We start from the raw sequence: 5885 nt of genomic DNA, 5'->3' as shown, positions 1-5885 counted from the left end.
GGGGCATGGCCGCCATCCTGCGCGGCGCCGGGGAGGGGGCCTTCCTGCTCGGCTGCAATGCGCCGCTGTGGCCGAGCCTCGGCCTGGTGCACGGCATGCGGGTGAGCGATGACGTGGAGCGCCAGGGCCCCCGTTTTCGCCAGATAGCGCGAGAAGCCTTCTGCCGCGCCTGGCAGCACGAGCGGCTCTGGGTGCTGGACCCCGACTGCGTTTGCCTGCGGGATATCCCGGGCCAGCACGGGAGCCGCGCCGAGTACGACTTCCACCTGGCCGCCCTGGTGGCGAGCGGTGGCATGGTGCTGGCGGGGGACAGATTGCAGGATCTGGACGAGGCGCAAGGGGCGCGCCTTGGCAAGCTGCTCGCCCTGTGCGCCGCGCGCACCCCGGCGGCCCGCTTCGAGGGGATGGCATTCGAGCGCGGGCGGGTGGCGCTGCCCGGGGGCGGCGAGCTGCTCTGCCTGTTCAACTGGGGGGAGCACCCCTGCGAGTTCCCGTTGACGCCGGGGGGCACGGACTTCTGGGACGAGACGCCCCTGGGGAGCACCCTGGTGCTGCAAGGGGGGCAGGGGGCAGTGATCCGCTACCCCTGATGGCGTTGCACTGCAAAAAGGCTCCCTCGGGAGCCTTTTTTACGTGGCGAAATGGTCTCTAGAAGTGCCACTCCATCCCGATGGCGTAATTGGCGGAGCCATAGCCCGGGATCTCGTTGCTGGAGGCGAGCGCCTTGACGGTGAGGCGAGTTGTCAGGGGGATGCCGAGCCCCATGCCGATGGCGATCTCGTCGCTCTGATCCCCCATCATGTCCACCCGCAGGGTGCGATAGAGGGAGAGATCCTGGCTCATCTGGGCATAGATCTGGGATGACTTGTTGTAGAGCTGGCCGAACACCTCCATCTGGAAGCCGTTTTGCGGCGTGATGGCCAGGGGAATGCCGGCGAAGCGGTAGAGATCCGAGTGGTTGAAATAGCTGTTGGTGATTTGCGGGGTGAAGTCGGTCTGCTGGTAGAGGGTGCTGAAATTGCGCTCGATGAGCCGGTAGGTCTGCTCCGGCAGGCGCAAGAGGTAGTCTGGCACCTCGAACCGGGCGCCAGCGAGGGCGGCCTGGGGCAGCAGGGCACAGGCGACGAGTGTCAAAGCAGGCAGAGCTGAACGCATAAAACGAGAGTTCCCCAACAGTCGAAAGCACGGCATCCATGCCGTCAGCGCATCTAAATATTCACACTATCAGGAGCTTGGGCTCCCTGCCCATTATGTCGCGAGCCGGGGAAACGCATCGGTTTTTAACTGTGAAACGGCTCACATCTCACAGATTTTCAAGGTAGTGATAGAGACTCTTTAGAATCGCAAAGTTCCGTTCGTTCCCCTGGTTCTGTTCCGCCAGGGCTTCCAGGCGCGGCACATAATCCGGCAGGCGGCGGCTGAAGTAGTCGCTGCAGTGCAGGCGCCAGCGCTTCTGCTCCGCTTCGCTCAAGGTGTGGGGCCAGTTGCGGGCGCGGTAGCGAAACAGCATCTCGGGCAGACGGGGATCCGTGAAGGCAAACTCCCGCTCCCCCAGCAGATCCGCCGGGGTGGCGCGCACCAGATCCATGGTGGACTTGTCGCCGTGGCCGAAGAAGCCGGCGTAGAGCTGGGTGTCGGGGTCGCCGTCGGCGCTGCCGGCAAACTCCTGGTTGAACACCTCCACCAGTTTTTCCCGCACCTCGGGGTGGGCCCGCAGCAGATCCAGGCTCTTGCGGCACTGAGCCCGATTGATGCCCAGCTCGTCCGCCCGCTCCGGCGTCAGGGTGGCGGCCGGGGCCAGCACCGGGCACTTGTTGATGTGCACCAGTTTGACCGGAATGCTGGCCAGATCCCCCAGCTCCTCTTTTTTGGTGTAGAGGCGCTCGCGGATCTCCTCGCAGGAGAGCTCGATGAGCGGAGTCGGGTCACGGGTCAGATCCACCATGATCACCGCGTTCTGGTTGGTGGGGTGCCAGGCGAGCGGCGACACCCAGCTCGCACACCCCTGCCAGGGGGAGAACATGCCGGAGACGTGCACCAGGGGTTTCATGGTCACCACGTCGATGAGGGCCTTTACCTTGTTCTTGTTGCGAAGATCAAAGAGGTACTCGAAGAGCTTGGGCTGGGCTTTTTTCACCAGCCTGGCCATCTCGATGGTGGCCAGCACATCCGAGAGCGCATCGTGGGCGTTGGCGTGGGCCACGCCGTTGGCCACCGTCAGCTTCTCCAGCCTGAAGCTCGGCTTGCCCTCGTCGTCAAACGCCCACTCTATCCCCTGCGGGCGCAGGGCGTAGCAGGCCCGCAGCATGTCGAGGATGTCCCAGCGGGAGTTGCCGTTCTGCCAGGCGTAGGCATAGGGGTCGTAGAAGTTGCGATAGAGGGTGTAGCGGGTCACCTCGTCATCGAAGCGGATGCTGTTGTAGCCGAGCACGCAGGTGCCCGGGGTGGCAAACTCTGCGTGGATCTGGCGGATGAAGTCCGCCTCGCACAGGCCGTCCTTCATCGCCTTTTGCGGCGTGATGCCGGTGATGAGGCAGGCTTCCGGCTCCGGCAGGTAATCTGCCGGCGGCTTGCAGTAAATCACCAGCGGCTCGCCGATGACGTTGAAATCCGCGTCGGTGCGAATGCCCGCAAACTGCGACGGCCTGTCTTTGGCCGGACTGATGCCGAAGGTCTCGAAGTCGTGGAAGTAGAATGTTGGTTGTGTAACTTGGTTCTTTGAAGTGCTCATTCGTTCTTTGTTATTCGCCCAGTGGCTTGATTAAATTACTATTTTAGGTGTGTTCAGTGATGTCTGAGCACTCATAACTTGTTCGATGTTCACAGTTGTCTAGTCTCGTTCACCCGCCCTTTAGTACAGCTTTAAGTACAAATCATGGTATTGTGTTAGTACAAAATTTTATTGGGTGAGCGATGGCAATTTCAGACAGCTGGCTGCGAGGCATCAATGGTAAACCATACACGGGTCAGAGCGAAGTCACTGACGGTGATGGGCTGGGTGTCAGGGTGTCACCAAAAGGGTTGATCACCTTCCAGGTGCGCCATATGCAGGACAGGAAACAAGTCAGGACGACTATCGGTCGTTACCCTGCGGTGACGCTTCGGGATGCCAGGATCAAAGCTGCTGAACTCAAGGCAGGCCCCAAGCAGCATGTCGAAACCGGCGAAGAGCCCACGCCCGCCGCCCTGTTCGACGAGTGGTTCGAGAAGTATGTGATGCGGGAGTGCCGTGAAGGTACCCAGAAGAACTATCGCTACACCTTCTCGTCGGTCAAGAATCGTTTGCCTGACCGGCCACTCAACCAGATCACCATGGACATGTGGCTGAGCTATTTCGATGCCATCAGCGAGCGGGCACCGGGGGTAACCCGTGCGGTGATCACGGGGTTGAAGGCCTGCTTCAACTGGCATATTCGCCGCGGCACGATCAACATGCCCAATATGATGAGTCTGCGGGCACGGGATGTTGGGGCGCCGGCCAAGACGGGGCATCGGGTGTTGACGGTTTCTGAGGTTGCCAAGATCTGGCGTGCCATCGAGGCCAGCCGGGCAGGCACCGGCAACAAGGTGATCCATCTGCTGTGTCTGGTATATGGGTGCCGGCTGTCTGAGGCCAGAACGCTCAAGCGTCAGGACCTGGATTTCGAGTCCATGGTTTGGACTGTGCCGGCGGAGATCAGCAAGACTGGCAGGCCTATTCGTCGCCCCATCACATCGGTTGGTAAGCAATTGTTCGAACGGGCTGCGATGGCATCGGTGGACCCGGTCTATCTGTTCCCTGGACAAGGGGAGAGTAATGGACCGCTGGAGATCCACTCATGCAATCGGCTGGTGAGCCGCTTGCGCAGCAACCTGGGGATTCCCCATTGGCGGATCCATGATGCTCGCCGGACCCTGTCGACCCGGTTATCAGAAATGGGGGTGTCGCCCCATATCACCGAAGTGATGCTGGGGCACACCCTGCTTGGCGTGATGGCTGTATACAACAAGCATGATTGGCTGGAGGATCAATCGGTTGCCTATGAGCGCTGGTGGACGGTAATTCAGCGGGAACTAGGCGTTGTCCCTGATCCGGTTGTGGCTGTCAATCCAGGCCATGATGTGTGACTTGATCCAGCGAAGGGGCTGGTGGTCTATGGGCTTTGGGAAGGTCTCGTCTTTATTGCGAAGGTGATACAGTGCTGTCCTGCCTTTTCCCAGCATCACCATCAGTTCTTTCTGCTCTATTTTTTCAATTGGCTCAAGCATATATCCTCCGGTGAATCCTAGAACGGCAGATCGTCGTCATAATCGATTGGTGGTTCGTTGTTGGCCGGCGACTGCGCCGGTTGTGGAGTTGGCCTTGGCTGACAGCTTGCTCCCTGCTGTTTCCCTCCTCCATTCCCTCCCAGCATCTGCATCACACCGGTGAAGCTGTCTACGAGTACCTCGGTGGTGTAGCGCTCTTGGCCGCTTTGGTCCTGCCATTTGCGAGTCCGCAGTTTGCCCTCCGCATAGACCTGGGAGCCCTTCTTCAGGTGCTTCCCTGCCACCTCAGCCAGCATTCCCATGAACACGACACGATGCCACTCGGTGCGCTCCTTGGCCTCGCCGGTCTGCTTGTCACGCCATGTTTCTGAGGTAGCCAGGGTGATGCTGGTGACAGCGTTCCCGCCGGGCATGTAGCGCACTTCCGGATCCTGGCCCAGGTTGCCGATTAGGATGACTTTGTTGATACCGCGGCTGGCCATCAGCGATGCTCCAGGGCTTGATGGAGTTGCTGGAACTTGGCGTTGACCTGCTTCCATTCGGGATCCTTTGCCTGCTTGAGGCAGTGGATACGGCGGGCCATCGCGAACTTGGCCTTCTCCAGCATGTTGGCGTTGGTGGCATGGTGCTGGGCTTTCTTGTAGGAGAGTGCGGCATCATGGTGGTTGCCGGCATGCTCCTGCTGGATGGCCTGCTTGAGATCATCCCGGTAATTGCGCTGGTAAAGTTTGATATGCATCGTGTCCTCCCGGACAGTCGTGGTCCGTTACACCCAGGCCAGCATGGCCGGGTATTCAATTCAGGGGTGATTCAATCTCCTGGTACTCCAGTTCGCTGAAATTCAGATACTGGGCCGGGGCCTTGTCGATGGCGGCCAGTCGGATCTGCTGGTGGGTCATCGGGTGGTGTGCCTCGACGGTCCCGGTCAGGCGATCCGGTGCTGCCCCCAATTCGGTGGCCGCATTCAGGGTGTAGCTGTAGCGGTGCATTGGTCTGCTCCTTTGGTTGTGTCGATCTGCCAGCGGTAGCCGCCGTGTTGTTTCTGCTGGCCGGCAAGACAGCGGGTGATGCCGACCCTGACAAAGCCGCCCTTGGTCTCGGCATCAGTAACGCTGTCAAACCGGACGACCTGATCCCCATTGATGCCGATCACCGGGGTCTTGCGCCACTGCGGCGGTTTGGCTGCGTCAACGAAGAGGCGGCGGGTATGGCGCCCGCGACCGTTATCCCCAACCATGCAGAAGTGTTCAATTCGGGTGATGAAGCGGGACTCCCTGTGGATCTGGCCCATCACGATGCTGGCCTCACTGACAGTGAGGGAGAACTCGGCGGCCACCTCGGCACTGATGGCGCCGCCGGTTCGGGCATGAATCCACTCGGCAACGTCCTGAACGATGCTCATGCTGCCCTACTGGCCTGCAGGTGCTTGTACGGATTGTTGGCTCTGGCAATGGCCGCCATCGGCGGAGGGCTGACGCTGTTGCCCACCATCAGAACCTGATCGGTGATGGAGAGTGGGGTGCCGTCGTGGCCGCGGTCATGGATGTAGTGGCGTGGCATGCCCTGACAGCCATAGAGCTCCTTCGGTACCAGCATGCGCAGGCCGATATCCACGATCACCCAGGTGTTGCCGCACC

8 protein-coding genes and 1 pseudogene are annotated in these 5885 nt (G+C 60.6%); 2 read left to right on the top strand and 7 right to left on the bottom strand.

Translation table 11 applies throughout. The features are described 5' to 3' along the window. A pseudogene (locus tag AACR77_RS12190) lies at window positions 1-590 on the top strand (alpha-galactosidase); the annotation flags it as partial. 58 nt (window positions 591-648) lie between these two features. Here AACR77_RS12190 and AACR77_RS12185 read toward each other — a convergent pair. Together AACR77_RS12185 and sbcB are read right to left on the bottom strand one after the other, a co-directional pair. After that, on the bottom strand, window positions 649-1155 hold the full coding sequence (locus AACR77_RS12185; protein ID WP_039038881.1) for a hypothetical protein: 507 nt from the start codon (window positions 1153-1155) through the stop codon (window positions 649-651). 148 nt (window positions 1156-1303) lie between these two features. Next, window positions 1304-2731 (bottom strand): exodeoxyribonuclease I, encoded by a 1428-nt coding sequence (gene sbcB, locus AACR77_RS12180; RefSeq protein ID WP_042881818.1) that lies wholly within the window; start codon window positions 2729-2731, stop codon window positions 1304-1306. A 182-nt stretch (window positions 2732-2913) separates the two neighbouring features. Here sbcB and AACR77_RS12175 point away from each other — a divergent pair, with 182 nt between their 5' ends. Further along, a complete protein-coding gene (locus AACR77_RS12175) occupies window positions 2914-4107 on the top strand; it encodes a tyrosine-type recombinase/integrase (protein ID WP_081999446.1) in 1194 nt (397 codons plus the stop codon). Window positions 4108-4265: 158 nt separating this feature from the next. Here the strand turns inward: AACR77_RS12175 and ssb are convergent, their stop codons facing one another. The 5 genes from ssb to AACR77_RS12150 all read right to left on the bottom strand — a co-directional run. Beyond that, on the bottom strand, window positions 4266-4730 hold the full coding sequence (gene ssb, locus AACR77_RS12170; RefSeq protein WP_042881816.1) for a single-stranded DNA-binding protein: 465 nt from the start codon (window positions 4728-4730) through the stop codon (window positions 4266-4268). Further along, window positions 4730-4987, bottom strand: a complete 258-nt coding sequence (locus AACR77_RS12165; protein ID WP_042881814.1) for a hypothetical protein — start codon at window positions 4985-4987, stop codon at window positions 4730-4732. Before AACR77_RS12165 ends, ssb begins: the two co-directional genes overlap by 1 nt. Window positions 4988-5042: 55 nt before the next feature. Beyond that, the gene (locus AACR77_RS12160) at window positions 5043-5237 is read right to left on the bottom strand and encodes a hypothetical protein (RefSeq protein WP_042881812.1); all 195 of its coding nucleotides are present in this window, start codon (window positions 5235-5237) and stop codon (window positions 5043-5045) included. Further along, window positions 5213-5650: a hypothetical protein gene (locus AACR77_RS12155; protein ID WP_042881810.1), complete on the bottom strand. Its 438-nt coding sequence runs from the start codon at window positions 5648-5650 to the stop codon at window positions 5213-5215. The genes AACR77_RS12160 and AACR77_RS12155 overlap by 25 nt, the downstream gene beginning before the upstream one ends. Continuing rightward, a partial coding sequence (locus tag AACR77_RS12150) for a hypothetical protein (protein ID WP_042881808.1) occupies window positions 5647-5885 on the bottom strand: 239 nt, incomplete at its 5' end. The genes AACR77_RS12155 and AACR77_RS12150, both read right to left, overlap by 4 nt.

Source organism: Aeromonas sp. ZOR0002, assembly GCF_963866995.1.
Taxonomy (GTDB): Bacteria; Pseudomonadota; Gammaproteobacteria; order Enterobacterales; family Aeromonadaceae; genus Aeromonas; species Aeromonas caviae.
This window is presented reverse-complemented; position numbering and strand designations above follow the sequence as displayed.

Coding starts and splice junctions, on each gene's coding strand:
- sbcB (WP_042881818.1), bottom strand. CDS start 2,731: ATGAGCACTTCAAAGAACCAAGTTACACAACCAACATTCTACTTCCAC.
- AACR77_RS12185 (WP_039038881.1), bottom strand. CDS start 1,155: ATGCGTTCAGCTCTGCCTGCTTTGACACTCGTCGCCTGTGCCCTGCTG.
- ssb (WP_042881816.1), bottom strand. CDS start 4,730: ATGGCCAGCCGCGGTATCAACAAAGTCATCCTAATCGGCAACCTGGGC.
- AACR77_RS12155 (WP_042881810.1), bottom strand. CDS start 5,650: ATGAGCATCGTTCAGGACGTTGCCGAGTGGATTCATGCCCGAACCGGC.
- AACR77_RS12160 (WP_042881812.1), bottom strand. CDS start 5,237: ATGCACCGCTACAGCTACACCCTGAATGCGGCCACCGAATTGGGGGCA.
- AACR77_RS12165 (WP_042881814.1), bottom strand. CDS start 4,987: ATGCATATCAAACTTTACCAGCGCAATTACCGGGATGATCTCAAGCAG.
- AACR77_RS12175 (WP_081999446.1), top strand. CDS start 2,914: ATGGCAATTTCAGACAGCTGGCTGCGAGGCATCAATGGTAAACCATAC.